The following is a 14,648-nucleotide window of genomic DNA, read 5'->3' as shown; positions in this document are numbered from 1 at the left end:
CGCGATTCGCGCTGGGCTCACGAGGAAGTGACCTCCGCGATGGCGTGCTGCAACTGCGCGAGACCGGCTTCGTGGTCGGTCAGGTGCAGCTGCAGGACGGGGCGGCCGTGCTCGGCGAGCACCTTGGCGTCGCCGCCGGACTGCGAGTCGATGAAGTTGCCGAAGGTGAACTCGCGTCCCGGGATCGACAGGTCCTCAGTGGGAGCCGTCGTGACCTGCAAGTAGATTCCGTCGGCCGGACCACCCTTGTGGTACTGGCCGGTGGAGTGCAGGAACCGCGGGCCGAACCCGAACGTGACCGGGCGATTCAGCTTGCGCGCCAACGGGATTCGCACGTCGGCCAGTGACTGGTCGGCGATCCGGTCGACGTACGCCATCACCGCGAGGTAACCGCTGGCCGACAACTGACCGAACAGCGCCCGGAGAGCATCCGCGACGGTCGTCGCGTCACCCAGGAAGTCAGGGCCTGCGCTGCGGACCTCGACCGAGCCGTCGGTGTATGCCGCAGGCGCGACCGAACCGGTGCCCGCACCGAGCAGGTCGCGAGCGGCCGCCTTGGCACTCTCGACGTCGGGCTGGTCGAACGGGTTGATCCCGATCAGCCGGCCCGCAACGGCGACCGCGGCTTCCCACAGCAGCATGGCGCCGCCGAGCGAACCACCGACGTTGACGACTGCGTCGCCGGACGGCTGTGAGTCGTCATCGACGTCGACCAGTCGCACGAAGAGCTCATCGGACAGTTGGTCACCAGTGGGGGAGTCGCCGACAACGACGGGCAGCAGCCCCTTGCCGTTCTTGCCGGTGCTCTCGGCGATCAGCTGCTCGGCCCAGTCGCCGAAGCCGACGGCCTTGGTGCCGGCGTCGATCAGCACGACCTTGTCGCGCAGCGGGCTGGTGCCACCGAGTGCGGCACCCAGGCGGAGCGCTGGGTTGGCGTCGTCGTCCGCTGCCAGTGCGTCCGTGACGGCCTCGGCCTCGTCGAGCAGCCGACCGATGTCGGCGCCGGCCAGACCGCTGGGGACGAGCCCGAAGGCGGTCAGCGCCGAGTAGCGGCCACCGACGTCGGGGTCGGCGTTGAACACGGTGTAGCCGGCTTCGCGGGCTTCCTTGTCGAGCGGGCTACCGGGGTCGGTGACCACGACGATCCGCTCCGTCGGGTCGATCCCGGCGTCCTGGAACGCCTTCTCGTAGACGCGGCGCTGCGAGTCGGTCTCCACCGTGGAGCCGGACTTCGACGACACGACGACAACCGTCTGTTCGAGGCGGTCCGACAGGGCTGCGCGCACCATGTCCGGCTGCGAGGAGTCCAGCACCGTCAGCGGCACACCGTCGGACTCGCAGATGACCTCCGGTGCGAGCGAGGAGCCACCCATGCCGCACAGGACGACATGATCGAGCCCCTTGTCGGCGAGTTTCCTCGTAGCGCTTCGATTTCGGCGACCAGCGGCCGCGAGGACGAGCCCAGGCCGACCCAGGACAGCCGCTTGCTGGCCTCGGACTCGGCGTCCGGACCCCACAAGGTCGCGTCCTGTGCAAAGAGCTTGCCGGCGAAACCGTCGGCGACCAGCGAAGGAACGTGGGCTGTGACGGCATCGGCAGCGGCGCCGGCCGCTGTCACCGCGAGGCCTGCGTCGCTCACAGTGTCGCACCTGCCTTCTCCAGCTCGCTCTTGACCGAGCCGAGCAGCTCGTCCCAGGACTTGTCGAACTTCTGCACGCCCTCTGTCTCCAGCACCTGCACGACGTCGGCGTAGGAGACGCCGAGCTTGTCGAGGGAGTCCAGGACGCCTGCGGCGTCCGCGTAGTTGCCGGTCACCTGGTCACCGGACAGCTTGCCGTGATCGGCGAGCGCGTCGAGGGTCTTGGGCGGCATCGTGTTGACCGTGTCCTTGACCGCGAGGTCCACGACATACATGGTGTCGGGGTATGCCGGGTCCTTGACGCCGGTCGAGGCCCACAGCGGACGCTGCGTGTGCGCACCGTCGTCGGCGAGGGTCTTCCAGCGAGGTGTGCTGAAGACCTCTTCGAAGGCCTGGTAGGCGAGCCGGGCGTTGGCGACACCGGCCTTGCCCTTGAGCGCCTTGGCCTCATCGGAACCGATGGCATCGAGGCGCTTGTCGACCTCGCTGTCGACACGCGACACGAAGAACGACGCGACCGAGCGGATCTTCGACAGGTCCTTGCCGGCCTGCTTGGCCTGCTCGAGACCGGCCAGGAAGGCGTTCATCACGCCGCGGTAGCGCTCCAGCGAGAAGATCAACGTCACGTTGACGCTGATGCCCTCGGCGAGAGCCGCGGTGATCGCCGGAAGGCCTTCCTCGGTCGCGGGAATCTTGATCATGACGTTGGGCTGGTCGACCTTGGCCCACAGCTCCTTGGCCATCTTGACCGTGCCGTCGGTGTCCCGTGCGAGGCGCGGGTCGACCTCGATGGACACGCGTCCGTCCAGGCCGTCCGTCGCGTCATACACCGGGCGCAGCACGTCGCACGCGTTGTGTACGTCGCGGGTGGTGATCTCGAAGACCGCCTCGTCGACGCTCTTGCCGGCCTTGGCCAGCTCGGCAACCTGCTCGTTGTATGCCGAGCCGTCCGACAGCGCCGTGGCGAAGATCGTCGGGTTGGTCGTCACACCGACGACGTTCTTGTCCGCGACCAGCTTCTCCAGGTCACCGCCGCCGATCAGCGATCGGCTCAGGTCGTCCAGCCAGATCGAGACTCCGAGGTCGCTCAGTGCCTGCGTGTTCGTGTTTGCCATGTCAGTTGCCTCCTGCGGCTGCAATGGATTCCTGTGCGGCGGACACCACTGCGTCCACCGTGAAGCCGAACTTCTCCATCAGCACGGCCCCTGCGGCGCTGGCGCCGAAGTGGTCGATGCCGACGGTGCGTCCCGCGTCGCCGACGATGTCGTGCCAGCCGAAGGTCGTGGCGGCCTCGACGCTCACTCGCGCCTTGACCGACTTCGGGAGCACCTCTTCGCGATAGGCGTCGTCCTGTGCCACGAACCACTCGCGACTCGGCATGGACACCACTCGAGCCGCAATGTTCTTGTCTGCCAACGCCTTTCGCGCGTCGAGCGCCAGGCCGACCTCGGAACCGGTCGCGACCAGGATCACGTCGGGCGTGCCGTCGGTGTCGGCCAGCACGTAGGCGCCCTTGGCGACACCGTCGGCGGAGGCGAACTCCGTGCGGTCGACCGTGGGCAGCGCCTGGCGGGACAGGATCAGCGCGGCCGGGCGGTCGGTGTGCTCCAGGATGGTGCGCCACGCAACGGCCGTCTCGTTGGCGTCACCGGGGCGCACGACATCCAGGCCGGGGATCGCACGCAGCGCCGCCAAGTGCTCGATCGGCTGGTGCGTCGGGCCGTCCTCGCCGAGCCCGATCGAGTCGTGCGTCCACACGAACGTCACGGGCAGTTTCTGTATGGCGGCCAGGCGCACCGCCGGACGCATGTAGTCCGAGAAGACCAGGAAGGTGCCGCCGTAGGGGCGGGTCAGGCCTTCCAGCGCGATGCCGTTGAGCGCCATACCCATGGCGTTCTCGCGGATGCCGAAGTGCAGCGTGCGGCCATAGGGGCCGCCCTGCCAGGCCTCGGTCTGCCAGTTGTGCGGGACGAAGCTCGGCTCGCCCTCCATCGTGGTGTTGTTGGACTCAGCCAGGTCGGCCGACCCGCCCCACAGCTCCGGCAGCACCGGCGCGAGGGCGGTGAGGATCTTGCCGGATGCAGCGCGGGTGGCGATGCCCTTGGCGTCGGCCTCGAAGACCGGAATCGCGTCGGCGAAGTTGTCGGGTAGCTTGCGCTCCCACAACCGGGCCAGCAGCTTGGCGCCCTCGGGGTTGGCGTCGCTCCAGGCGGAGAACGACTTCTCCCACTCGGCGTGTGCCGCGGCGCCGCGGTCCTTGACCTTGCGGACGTGCTCGATCACGTCGTCATCGACCTGGAAGGACTTCTCGGGGTCGAAGCCGAGCAGCTTCTTGGTGCCGGCGACCTCCTCGTCGCCCAGCGCGCTGCCGTGTGCCTTGCCGGTGCCCTGCTTGGTCGGTGCCGGCCACGCGAGGATGGTGCGCAGGCAGATCAGCGACGGCTTGTCGGTGACCGACTTGGCCTGCTCGATGGCGTCCAACAGGTCGTCGACGTTCTCGGTGTAGCTGTCGCGGTCACTGTCCGGCTTGGCACCGGGGCGCCAGTCGACCGTCTGCACATGCCAGCCGTATGCCGTGTAGCGGCCCGCGACGTCCTCGGTGAACGACACGTCGGTGTCGTCCTCGATGGAGATCTGGTTCTGGTCGTAGAACGCGATCAGGTTGCCCAGCTCCTGGTGCCCGGCGAGCGAACCCGCCTCTGCCGAAACACCTTCCATCAGGTCGCCGTCGGACGCGATGGCCCACACGTGGTGGTCGAAGGGGCTCTTGCCGGGTGCTGCATCGGGGTCGAGCAGCCCGCGCTGGCGGCGCTGCGCCATCGCCATACCGACGGCCGAGGCGATGCCGGAACCGAGCGGTCCGGTGGTGATGTCGACGCCGGCCGTGTGGCCGTACTCGGGGTGACCAGGAGTCAGTGAGTCCCAGGTGCGCAGTGCCTCCAGGTCCTTCAGCTCGAGGCCGTAACCGGAGAAGTAGAGCTGGATGTATTGCGTCAGGCTCGAGTGACCGCAAGACAGCACGAACCGGTCGCGGCCGATCCAGTGCGGGTCATTGGGGTCGATGCGCATGACGCTCTGGTAGAGCAGGTAGGCCAGCGGCGCCAGGCTCATCGCGGTGCCCGGGTGGCCGTTGCCCGTCTTCTGTACGGCGTCGGCAGCGAGCACCCGCACGGTGTCGACCGCGCGAACGTCGACCGGCGACCAGCCGGCCTTGGTGGCGACGGGCTCAGCGAGTGCTGGGTCCCGGCGTTCGGTGGTGGCTGAGGTGTCCTGGCTCACGGCAGATTGCTCCCACGAATAGTCGACCGGTCTGGTTCTTTCCGACCCGAGCCTAGCCCTGCCACCCAGGCGGAAAGCAAAGTCCTGCAGCGGGATAGACTGCGTGCAGTTCAGGTGGTGAATTCCCCACCTCATACGCGATCCCACGAGCAACGGAAGTGACGAGAGTGACTGCGATCGAGCCGCGCTCGGCCGAAGGCCGCGCCACCGCCGACCGCACCCTCGACACCCAGCCCCGCAAGCCGTTCGGCGCCGTGGTGCGCGACTACGTCGCACTCACCAAGCCGCGGATCATCGAGCTGCTGCTCGTCACGACCTTCCCGGTCATGTTCCTCGCGGACCGGGGAGTCCCGTCGGTCTGGCTGATCCTCGCGACGCTCGTCGGTGGCTCGTTGTCGGCCGGTTCGGCCAACGCCCTCAACTGCTATCTCGATCGCGACATCGACCGGCTGATGCACCGCACCGAGGGTCGCCCGCTGGCGACCGGTGCGATCACCCCGCGTGCCGGCCTGATCTTCGGGGTCGTGCTGGGCGCGATCTCAGTGTTGTGGCTCGGCCTGCTGGTCAACTGGCTCTCGGCGGCGTTGTCCTTCGGCGCGATCGTGCTCTACGTCGGCTTCTACACGATGCTGCTCAAGCGCCGCACCTCCCAGAACATCGTGTGGGGTGGCATCGCCGGATGTATGCCGACCCTGATCGGCTGGTCCGCGGTCACCAACTCCGTCAGCTGGTCGGCGATCGTGCTCTTCCTGGTCGTTTTCTTCTGGACGCCGCCGCACTACTGGCCGCTGTCGATGCGCTTCCGCGACGACTACGCCAACGCCGGCGTACCGATGCTGCCCGTGGTTGCCGAGGACATCGCCGTTGCGCGGCAGATCCTGATCTACACCTGGGTGACCGTTGCGACCACGCTCGCCCTGGTGCCGGTCGCCGGCATGGGGGTCATCTACACCGTCGTCGCACTGATCGCCGGCGTCGTGTTCCTGCGCGAAGCGCACCTGCTGCTGCGACGCGCCAATGCCGGTGCGTCATACAAGGTGCTGAAGCCGATGCGGCTGTTCCACTACTCGATCAGCTACCTCACGCTGGTCTTCGTGGCGGTCGCCGTCGACCCGCTGCTGCACCTCAGCTTCCACTGAGTCCGGCGGACCCCTGCGTAGGGTGCTGGCATGACCGCCGCGGTGCCACCTGAGGCACTGCCGCGCCCGTTCCGCCGCTTGTGGCTGGGTGAAACGGTCTCGTCGTTCGGCACGTACGTCACCCTGATCGGCCTCCAATACCTCGTCCTACGAACGCTGCACGGCGGGCCGCAGGACGTCGGCTGGCTGAATTCCGCACGCTGGCTGCCCTACCTGGTGCTCGGGCTCTTCGCAGGTGTCATCGTCGACCGTTGTCGTCGCCGCCCGATGATGGTCGGCACCGACCTGGCGTGCGGGCTGCTCGTTGCGATGATCCCGCTCACCTGGGCGCTCGGCGGCCTGTCGATCCCGATCCTCATCGTGATCGTCCTGCTGTATGGCGCGGCGGCACTCTTCAACGACGCCGCGTCGATGGCCTACCTTCCGTCTCTGGTGCCGCGCCACCAGTTGCAGCGGGCGCATGCACGAACCGACGGTTCGTCCGCGGTCGCGCAGACGGCGGGTCCGACTCTCGCTGGCGCGCTCATCAAGCTGTTCGGCGCTCCGTGGGCGATCCTGGTGGACGCCGCGAGCTACTTCTTCTCGGCGGCGATGATGGCGACCTTGCCGGCGGTGGACCCGGCTCGTGCAGCGGCAGCCCGGTCCAGTGTTCGACAAGACATTCGCGAAGGCGTCCGATGGGTCTACCGCCCGGGCGGCCAGCGGTGGCTGGCGATCGCGACCCACCTGTGGTTCGCGGGCAACGCGCTCCTCGGGGTCGCCATACCGACGTTCGCGCTGCACACGCTCGACCTGTCGGCGTTGCAGTTCGGGGTGGCCACCGCGCTGGCGGGTGTCGGCGCGATCGTCGGAGCGAGCATCAGCACGCGAGTCGGTCGCCGGTTGGGGACCGGCGGGGCCGTGATCGCCGCGCATGCGATCAGTGCCGTCGGCGTGGGTGTCATGACGCTGGCAGGGCTGGGTGTGGGTGGCTGGCTCGCGACGGCGGTGCTCGCCGCGGGGCAGTGGGGTCACGGGCTGGCGATGGGCATCAGCAACTCGCACGAGATGACCTACCGGCAAGCACTGACGGCTGATCACCTGCAAGCGCGGGTCAACATCACCATGCGTGCGGCGAACCGCACCGTCATCGTCGTCGTCGCCCCGCTGGCCGGGGCCTTCGTCGCGTCGAGCGGAACGCGGATGGCGATAGTGGTCGCGGCAGTCACGTTCGCCGCGGTGGCTGCGTTGCTCTTCGTGTCGCCGTTCCGCAGCGAGCGCATCGAGAGCCGGTGACCGCCATGGGGCGAACCCGCTGGCGGAACTCGGTGAATGACCAGGTCGCGTCTGGCATCGTGTACCCATGCTTCGCGAATCCGCAGCCCGCAACATCAAGCCACTCCTGTCCGACGATGCATGGCAGGCTTTACGTCGGCTCTCACCGCAGGCCGTGCGGCGCGACCTCGAGAAGGCTCGCAAGCAGGTCGCCGATGCCGAACGGTCCGCGACGGAGGCGAACGCCAGGGCGCGTAGTGCGGAGCAACGTCTTCAGCAGAGTCGTGCCGGTGCGGGCGACGGCCTGACCGCACTGGCCAAGCAGTTCGGCACCGACAAGTGGGGCAGCTGGCACCATTACACGCCGCACTACGCGCGGCATCTCGGGCACCTGCGCGACGAGCGCTTCACTCTGCTCGAGATCGGCATCGGCGGTTACGCGCGCGAGAAACAGGGCGGCGCGTCGCTCCGTATGTGGCGTTCTTACTTCCCCAAAGCGCAAATACTCGGACTCGACATCGAGGACAAGTCGTTCGTCGACACGGACCGGATCAGGACCTACCAGGGCAGCCAAACCGACGAGCAGCTGCTGAACCAGATCGTCGACGACGCTGATGACTTGAAGGTCATCATCGACGACGGCAGCCATCGCTGTGAGCACATTCGCGCCACCTTCGACATCCTCTATCCACTGCTGCCCGACGACGGCATCTATGCGATCGAGGACCTGCAGACGTCATACTGGCCGCGGTTCGGCGGCTCCGCGGACGTCAACGCGACGTTCACCTCGATGGCGTTGGTCAAGTCATTCCTGGACGACCTGAACTGGGAGGAGTTCACCCCGGTCGACCGCGAACCCAGCTACGTCCAGTCCCACCTGATAGCGCTGCACGCCTACCACAACCTCGTCTTCCTGGAGAAGGGCGAGAACAACGAGAAGTCGGTGAACGGACGTCGCGATCCGGCGAAGCCGTAACCGACAGCTCAGCGCTTGCGCAGGCTGAGGACTGCCCAAGTCGTGACGATCACGAGCACGCTGGCCAGGATCATGTGGACCTCGACCAGGCCGGCGGGCACTTGGAGGAAGTACTGCGTGTAGCCCACGATGCCCTGCAGCACGATCACGCCGGCGACCCAGCCCCACGCCTTCGGCGCCCGGGTATGCCGAGCGATCAGCAACGTCGCGACCAGCATCGCGATGACCAGGCCGGTGAGCAACATGACCGTGTCGGCGTGCAGCCACGCAACGGTCCGCACGTCGAAGCTCAGCCGCGCCGGATGCTCCGCGTCGTCCCCGGAGTGCGGGCCCGAGCCGGTGACCAGAGTGCCGAGGAAGAGGACGATCGCCACGACGACAGCGGTGGCGGCAGCCAGCCAGCGGACCTCCCGCGGAACCAGCGATTCCGGCCGGCTGTCGGTTTCGCGGGACCGGTAGACCAACCAGGCGGAGGCCGCGACCAGCACCATCGACGCCAGGAAGTGCGTCGCCACGATCGCCGGGTTGAGTCCGGTGCGCACCGAGATGCCGCCGACGACGGCCTGCACAGCGATGCCGAACAGGATCCAGGCCACCGGCGGCCACAGTCCGCGACGGCCGGATCCCTTGCGCTGGTCGACGATCAGCGCGACCAACAGAGCGACGGCCACGATGCTGACGACGCTCGTCACCGTGCGGTTACCGAACTCGATGTACTTGTGCCAGGACTGCGCCTGGTGCTTGACCGGGGTCAACGAACCAGGCACGCACTGCGGCCAGTCCGGACAGCCCAGGCCACTGGCGGTGAGCCGGACGAGACCGCCGGTGGCGACGATCAGCACTTCCGCGACGAGGTTCAGCCAGAAGAGCCGGTGCAGCCAGCGGGTGCTGCCGGCCACGACCTGAGGTGTCGGCGGCAGCGGCGACCAACCAGCGGGGACTTCCGCTCGTCCGTGGCCGGCATGGATTCGGTGATCATCTGTCGTCCCATCGGAAGGTTGCGGCAGTCAGGGCCGTCGCTGCGGCGCCCCAGACGAGTAGGACCACGACGGGCTCGCCCAGCGAACCGAAGTGTCCGGTCATCGCATCACGCAGTCCGTCGCCGAGCGCTCCGGACGGGAGCAGCCGGACAATGACTCCAACCACGTCGGGTAGTTGACCGGTGGGATAGAGCAGTCCGCCGACCGCGGCGAACATCACCCAGAGCAGGTTGGCGACCGCCAGCACCGCCTCGGCACGCAGCAGGCCGGAGATCAACAGGGCCAGTGCCACCCATGTCCACGTGCCGATCAGCATCAGGACCAGGCCGACGACGACACCGAGCGGATCGGGATGCCAGCCGAAGAACGCACCCAGCACTGACAGCAGCACCGACTGCAGGGCGACGATCAGTAGGACTGCAAGAGCCTTTCCGGCCAACAGGCCCGACCGACCGAGCGGCGTGACACCCAGCAGGCGCAGCACGCCATACCGACGATCGAAGCCGGTGGAGATCGCCTGACCGGTGAACGCCGTCGACACGACTGCGAGCGCGAGCACGCTGGGCACGACGATGTCGATGCGGCGTCCCGAGCCGAGGCTTGGGCTGCTGGCGAGCGCGAGGCCGACGAGGGCGAGTGCCGGAAGGAGCAGCGAGACCAGCAACTGCTCGCCGTTGCTCAGCAGCGTCCGCGCCTCGAAGGCGGCTTGACTGCGAGCCCGCAGCATCGGGGTGCTCATGCCAATCCCAATCCCCTCGTGCCTCGGGTGAGTGCGAAGTAGGTCTTCTCGAGTCCGCCGGAGCCGCTGACCTCGGCGATGGTGCCTCGCGCGGCGACGGAGCCGGCGGCGACGATGATGACCTGGTCGGCCAGCCGATCGGCTTCGTCGAAGGAGTGGGTTGTCACCACGACGCACGCCCCTCGGTCGCGGGTCTGCCGGATCAGCTCCCAGACGTCCAACCGTGCATGCGGGTCGAGGCCGGCGCTCGGTTCGTCCAGGAAGACGACGTCGGGCTTGCCGATCAGCGCTGCGGCCATCGCGACGCGCTGGCGCTGTCCGCCGGATAACCGCCGCACGGAGGTCTGTCGGAAGTCGTTGATGCCGAGTTGCTCGACCAGTGCAGGGAATTCGTCTTTCGCGTCATACAGCGTGGCGAAATGCTCGAGGAGTCGCAGCGGCTTCACCGAGGCCGGCAGCCCACCGTCCTGGAGCATGACTCCGACGCGGCGGCGATGGGCGGCGTTGGCGCTCCACGGGTCGGTGTCGAGCACGCGGATCGTACCGGACTCCGGGCGTCGTAGGCCTTCGGCCATCTCCATGATGGTTGTCTTGCCGGCGCCGTTGGGGCCGAGCACGCAGGTGATCGCACCCTGCGGTGCGCTCCAGCTCATATTGTCGAGTGCGAGCTTGCTGCCGTAGTGGTGTGTCACCCCGTCGACGAAGACCGGCAGAACGGGAGCACTCACGACCGCCAAGTGTAGGTCGTGGTGTTGGCACGATCTGCCGTGCCCCGGGAGAGCGGCCGGACCCATCTCGGAGGTTAGGTAAACCTGGCTAGCTGGTTCCCAGCTAATTACGTCACACTGATGTTGTGTTTATCCCCGGCGGCGAGACCGGCACGCGTCAGCGTGTGCTGCGAACGATCTCCGAGCGAGGCCCGATCACGGCGGCCGAGCTCGCGGACTCGCTCGGCCTGACGCCTGCCGCGGTGCGCCGCCACCTCGACTGCCTGGCCCACGATGACATGGTCGAAGAGCATGAGTCCACCGGGGCCATCGAGCGCAAACGCGGCCGCCCGGCACGTGCCTTCGTGGTGTCACCGACCGGACACGCACGGCTGCGCGGCGACTACGAACCTCTTGCCGGCTCCGTGCTGCGCTTCTTGCGCGACAGCGCCGGCGAGGAAGCGGTGACCGAGTTCGCGCGGCAGCGTGCGCAGGCGATGGCCGAGCAGGCCGCACCGGTCGTCGAGTCGGCCGGGCGCGACATCGACAGCCGCACCCAGGCCCTCGCCGCGGCATTGACCGAGCAGGGTTTTGCCGCCACCACCCGTCCGGTCGGGAATGACACCCCGATGGCGGGGGTTCAACTGTGTCAGGGGCATTGCCCTGTGCAGCACGTCGCCACCGAGTTTCCGCAGTTCTGCGAGGAAGAAGCCAAGGCGTTCTCCCGGACCCTCGGCGTGCACGTCCAGCGCCTCTCCTCGCTCGCACACGGCGACCACGTGTGCACCACATTCGTTCCCACTCCCAACTCCCCAGCGACTGAAAGGGATCCACGATGAGCACCATTGAAGAGCTCAACCCTGGCCTTAAGGACTTCGGCGGTTATGAATACGGCTGGGCCGACAGTGACGCCGCAGGTGCCACTGCTCGACGCGGCTTGTCCGAAGAGGTCGTCCGCGACATCTCCGAGCTGAAGAACGAGCCGGAGTGGATGAGCAAGATCCGGATGAAGGCACTTCACCTGTTCGAGAAGAAGCCGATGCCGACGTGGGGCTCCGATCTGAGCAAGCTCGACTTCCAGAACATCAAGTACTTCGTGAAGTCGACCGAGAAGCAGGCCACCAGCTGGGACGACCTGCCGGAGGACATCCGCAACACCTACGACAAGCTCGGCATCCCAGAGGCTGAGAAGCAGCAGATGGTCGGTGGAGTCACCGCGCAGTACGAGTCGGAGGTCGTCTATCACCAGATCCGTGAGGACCTGGAGGAGAAGGGCGTCATCTTCACCGACGCCGACACCGGCCTGCGTGAGCACCCGGAGCTCTTCAAGGAGTACTTCGGCTCGGTGATCCCGCCCGGCGACAACAAGTTCGCCTCGCTCAACACCGCGGTCTGGTCCGGTGGCTCGTTCGTCTACGTGCCCCCGGGCGTGCACGTCGAGATCCCGCTGCAGGCCTACTTCCGGATTAACACCGAGAACATGGGCCAGTTCGAGCGCACCCTCATCATCGCGGACGAGGGTTCCTACGTGCACTACGTCGAGGGCTGCACCGCGCCGGTCTACTCCTCGGACTCGCTGCACTCTGCCGTCGTCGAGATCGTGGTGAAGAAGAACGCTCGTGTTCGCTACACCACGATCCAGAACTGGTCGACCAACGTCTACAACCTGGTCACCCAGCGGGCCACCGTCGCCGAGGGCGCCACGATGGAGTGGATCGACGCCAACATGGGCTCGAAGGTGACCATGAAGTACCCCGCGTGCTTCCTGCTCGGTGAGCACGCCCGCGGCGACACCCTGTCCATCGCCTTTGCCGGCGAGAACCAGCACCAGGACGCAGGCGCCAAGATGGTGCACGCGGCGCCCAACACCAGCTCGACCATCGTCAGCAAGTCGGTGGCCCGACGCGGTGGCCGGTCGTCATACCGCGGCCTGGTTCAGATCCTCGAAGGCGCCAAGCATTCCAAGTCGAACGTCGTCTGCGACGCGTTGCTGGTCGACCAGATCAGCCGCTCGGACACCTACCCGTATGTCGACGTGCGCGAGGACGACGTCCAGATGGGCCACGAGGCGACGGTCTCGAAGGTCAGCGCCGACCAGCTGTTCTACCTGATGTCGCGCGGCATGACCGAGAGCGAGGCGATGGGCATGATCGTGCGCGGCTTCGTCGAGCCGATCGCGCGTGAGTTGCCGATGGAGTACGCCCTCGAGCTGAACCGGCTGATCGAGCTGCAGATGGAAGGCTCCGTGGGATAACCCCACGAAGTTTCTCCCCCGCTTCGCTCCTCCGAATACTTCGCGGGGGCCCCGGTCGAGAACCGGCTTCCCTGCAAGCTCAGTTTCCTGGAAGGACTATTGACCACACGATGTCCCTGTTGACACCCGATGCGAAGACCCACGTCGACCCTGCTGCGCAGGTGTCGTCCCCCGATAAATCCCGTGCCGAGCGCAAGACGTCGTTCGACGTGGCCGATTTCCCGGTGCCGCACGGCCGCGAAGAGGACTGGCGCTTCACGCCGGTCGATCGACTGACCGGCCTGCTCGCCGACGAACCGACCGCCGACGGCGCGCTGACCGTCGAGATTTCGGACCAGTCGGTGGTCGCCGAGCCGCTGGCCGCCGGCGAAGGTTCACGCGGCACGGCCCTGGTGCCGGGGGACCGCGCCTCGGCACTGGCCCACGCGGGCAGTGCCAAGGCACTGCATCTCAAGCTCGCCGCCGACACCGAGTACGACGCGCCGATTCGAGTGCAGGTGCACGGCAACGCCGGCAAGCGCTCCAACGGGCACGTCGTGATCGAGGCCGGGGTCCACGCCAAGGGTCTGGTGATCATCGAGCACACCGGTTCCGGTGAGCACACCGCCAATGTCGAGGTCGTCGTCGGTGACGGCGCCCACCTGACCGTCGTCAGCCTGCAGCAATGGGACGACGACGCCCTGCATCTGGCGCAGCACGAGGCGCTGGTGGGCCGCGACGCGACCTACCGGCACATTGCCGTGACCCTCGGTGGCCGTGTCGTGCGGATCAACTCCAACGTCAAATACGCCGGTCCCGGCGGCGACGCCACCCTGCTGGGTGTCTACTTCGCCGACGCCGGCCAGCACCTGGAGCACCGGACGTTCATCGACCACAACGCACCGCGGACCAAGTCCCTGGTCACCTACAAGGGTGCGCTGCAAGGGGATAGTGCCCATACGGTGTGGGTCGGTGACGTGTTGATCCGGGCCGAGGCTGAGGGCATCGAGACCTACGAACTCAACCGCAACCTGGTGCTCACCGACGGTGCGCGCGCCGACTCCGTGCCGAACCTCGAGATCGAGACCGGTGAAATCGTGGGCGCAGGGCACGCCAGCTCGACCGGTCGATTCGACGACGAGCAACTGTTCTACCTGCAGGCCCGCGGCATCCCCGAGCCCGAAGCGCGCCGGCTGGTGGTGCGCGGCTTCTTCGCCGAGGTCATCAGCAAGATCGGTGTTCCCGCGGTCGTCGAGCCGCTCATGGAGGCGATCGACGCCGAGCTGGCGACCGGAGGCCACGCATGAGCGAGATCGACGAAGGTCTCGATACGGTCTCGGCTAGCGCCTCGACCTACTCGACCCGCGAGGGTGAGTTCGTCCGGGTGTGTGAGCTCGGCGAGCTTCCGGTCAACGAGCCTGCCCTTGCTGAGATCAACGGCGTGCGAGTCGCGCTGGTGCGCGACGAGCAGGACGTCGTACGCGCAGTCAACGACACCTGTAGCCACGCCAACGTCTCGTTGTCCGAGGGCGAGGTCGACGGTTGCACGATCGAATGCTGGCTGCACGGGTCGCGCTTCGATCTCAACACCGGTGAGCCCACCGGCCCGCCCGCCACGGCACCGATTGCCGTCTACCCCGTACGAATTCAGGACGGCGACGTTTTCGTCTCCGTTCCTTCGAGCTGAAGAAAGAGCTGGAAA

12 protein-coding genes and 1 pseudogene are annotated in these 14,648 nt (G+C 67.2%); 7 read left to right on the top strand and 6 right to left on the bottom strand.

The window, feature by feature from the left end:
- Nucleotides 1–17: 17 nt before the first annotated feature.
- From ACFQDH_RS18645 to tkt, 3 genes and pseudogenes are all read right to left on the bottom strand, one after another.
- Nucleotides 18–1,639: pseudogene (locus ACFQDH_RS18645) on the bottom strand (glucose-6-phosphate isomerase).
- Complete coding sequence (tal, locus tag ACFQDH_RS18640) at nt 1,636–2,754, bottom strand: transaldolase (protein ID WP_382403888.1); 1,119 nt, start codon at nt 2,752–2,754, stop codon at nt 1,636–1,638. The pseudogene ACFQDH_RS18645 and the gene tal overlap by 4 nt, the downstream one beginning before the upstream one ends.
- Nucleotide 2,755: 1 nt before the next feature.
- Entirely contained in the window at nt 2,756–4,918 is a 2,163-nt protein-coding gene (gene tkt, locus ACFQDH_RS18635) for a transketolase (protein ID WP_382403887.1), read from the bottom strand.
- Between the two features lie 167 nt (nt 4,919–5,085).
- Here tkt and ACFQDH_RS18630 point away from each other — a divergent pair, with 167 nt between their 5' ends.
- The 3 genes from ACFQDH_RS18630 (at nt 5,086) to ACFQDH_RS18620 (ending at nt 8,287) form a co-directional block, all read left to right on the top strand.
- On the top strand, nt 5,086–6,057 hold the full coding sequence (locus ACFQDH_RS18630; protein ID WP_382403886.1) for a heme o synthase: 972 nt from the start codon (nt 5,086–5,088) through the stop codon (nt 6,055–6,057).
- A 30-nt stretch (nt 6,058–6,087) separates the two neighbouring features.
- Nucleotides 6,088–7,332: an MFS transporter gene (locus ACFQDH_RS18625; RefSeq protein ID WP_382403885.1), complete on the top strand. Its 1,245-nt coding sequence runs from the start codon at nt 6,088–6,090 to the stop codon at nt 7,330–7,332.
- 67 nt (nt 7,333–7,399) lie between these two features.
- The gene (locus ACFQDH_RS18620; RefSeq protein ID WP_382403884.1) at nt 7,400–8,287 is read left to right on the top strand and encodes a class I SAM-dependent methyltransferase; all 888 of its coding nucleotides are present in this window, start codon (nt 7,400–7,402) and stop codon (nt 8,285–8,287) included.
- Nucleotides 8,288–8,295: 8 nt separating this feature from the next.
- Here the strand turns inward: ACFQDH_RS18620 and ACFQDH_RS18615 are convergent, their stop codons facing one another.
- The 3 genes from ACFQDH_RS18615 to ACFQDH_RS18605 all read right to left on the bottom strand — a co-directional run bounded on the left by ACFQDH_RS18615 (nt 8,296) and on the right by ACFQDH_RS18605 (nt 10,734).
- Entirely contained in the window at nt 8,296–9,186 is an 891-nt protein-coding gene (locus ACFQDH_RS18615) for a COX15/CtaA family protein (protein ID WP_382403883.1), read from the bottom strand.
- A gap of 76 nt (nt 9,187–9,262) precedes the next feature.
- Nucleotides 9,263–10,006 carry an ABC transporter permease gene (locus tag ACFQDH_RS18610; RefSeq protein WP_382403882.1) on the bottom strand — a complete coding sequence of 248 codons (744 nt, stop codon included), beginning with the start codon at nt 10,004–10,006 and terminating at the stop codon, nt 9,263–9,265.
- Nucleotides 10,003–10,734 (bottom strand): ABC transporter ATP-binding protein, encoded by a 732-nt coding sequence (locus ACFQDH_RS18605; protein ID WP_382403881.1) that lies wholly within the window; start codon nt 10,732–10,734, stop codon nt 10,003–10,005. Before ACFQDH_RS18605 ends, ACFQDH_RS18610 begins: the two co-directional genes overlap by 4 nt.
- A 125-nt stretch (nt 10,735–10,859) precedes the next feature.
- On the opposite strand from ACFQDH_RS18605, the gene ACFQDH_RS18600 reads away from it, so the two are divergent.
- The 4 genes from ACFQDH_RS18600 to ACFQDH_RS18585 all read left to right on the top strand — a co-directional run bounded on the left by ACFQDH_RS18600 (nt 10,860) and on the right by ACFQDH_RS18585 (nt 14,633).
- On the top strand, nt 10,860–11,552 hold the full coding sequence (locus ACFQDH_RS18600; protein WP_382403880.1) for a helix-turn-helix transcriptional regulator: 693 nt from the start codon (nt 10,860–10,862) through the stop codon (nt 11,550–11,552).
- Complete coding sequence (gene sufB / locus ACFQDH_RS18595) at nt 11,549–12,967, top strand: Fe-S cluster assembly protein SufB (RefSeq protein ID WP_382403879.1); 1,419 nt, start codon at nt 11,549–11,551, stop codon at nt 12,965–12,967. The genes ACFQDH_RS18600 and sufB overlap by 4 nt, the downstream gene beginning before the upstream one ends.
- Nucleotides 12,968–13,077: 110 nt before the next feature.
- A complete protein-coding gene (gene sufD / locus ACFQDH_RS18590) occupies nt 13,078–14,253 on the top strand; it encodes a Fe-S cluster assembly protein SufD (RefSeq protein ID WP_382403878.1) in 1,176 nt (391 codons plus the stop codon).
- Nucleotides 14,250–14,633: a non-heme iron oxygenase ferredoxin subunit gene (locus tag ACFQDH_RS18585; RefSeq protein WP_382403877.1), complete on the top strand. Its 384-nt coding sequence runs from the start codon at nt 14,250–14,252 to the stop codon at nt 14,631–14,633. The genes sufD and ACFQDH_RS18585 overlap by 4 nt, the downstream gene beginning before the upstream one ends.
- The last annotated feature ends 15 nt before the right edge of the window (nt 14,634–14,648 follow it).

Origin of the sequence: Flexivirga alba (genome assembly GCF_042661025.1) — a bacterium.
In the GTDB taxonomy this organism is placed as follows: domain Bacteria; phylum Actinomycetota; class Actinomycetes; order Actinomycetales; family Dermatophilaceae; genus Flexivirga; species Flexivirga alba.
The sequence above is the reverse complement of the archived record's forward strand: the minus strand, read 5'-3'. Positions and strand labels throughout refer to the sequence as shown.